The organism is Herbiconiux daphne, assembly GCF_024979295.1.
In the GTDB taxonomy this organism is placed as follows: domain Bacteria; phylum Actinomycetota; class Actinomycetes; order Actinomycetales; family Microbacteriaceae; genus Herbiconiux; species Herbiconiux daphnes.
Genome location: NZ_JANLCJ010000353.1, coordinates 1 through 734 on the forward strand (window position 1 = coordinate 1; position 734 = coordinate 734).

Genomic DNA, 734 nt, shown 5'->3' on the forward strand with positions numbered 1-734 from the left:
CCTTAGCTGACTTGAAGAGAGCAGAGAAACGTATGATGGATATTCCAGAATACGAATACACTTCCTCTGATGGTAGCCCTCTTTCTCCTAAATCTGATGCTGAAAAGCTTGAGATGATGCGTAGAGATATTGATACCGCTATTCGTAATGGTGATATCTCTGGACTTCCTCCTGAAATGCAAGAGTATGCTGCTATTTGGAGAGACCATTTCAATGTGGATAAAGCTGGTAAATTGTTAGACCCTGAAAGTGCATATGCTGCCCCAGGTGCTCAACCTATTATCAGTGATAAACTATCTGATGGAACTTACTTACCTGCTCACTATGACCGTCCTGCTATTTGGGATGTTCTGGAAACAGAATTCAATGGTGACCGCGAAGCTATGCAGAATGCTATGACTGATGGTGATATGGAGTCTTACCTCACTGACCCAACAGTTCGTAAACGTGTAGATGATATGCTACAAGAAGAACATCTATCAGATGCTTCTCAGAAAGCTCGTCAGAAAGAGGTGAACACCCTTGAGAAACAACGTGAGAAAGCGCAGAGCAAACTGGATAAACTTAATGAGAAGAAAGACAGTTTAGGAGACCCACGAGACCATAGGGAAAATATGGTGCAGGAAGCTCTCCAGAAGCGTGGAATGGGTTCACCTGAGGAAATACAAGCCTTAGTAGAAGAAGCCGTCCAGAAGCGTCTGAAGCGCTTTAAAACAGATGTCAACGAAGACCGT

At 43.6% G+C, this 734-nt stretch carries 1 protein-coding gene; it reads left to right on the top strand.

What is annotated here, in order from left to right; genetic code table 11:
- Positions 1-734, top strand: a 734-nt coding sequence (locus N1032_RS25190) for a hypothetical protein (RefSeq protein WP_259543312.1), incomplete at both ends; no start/stop codon positions are given.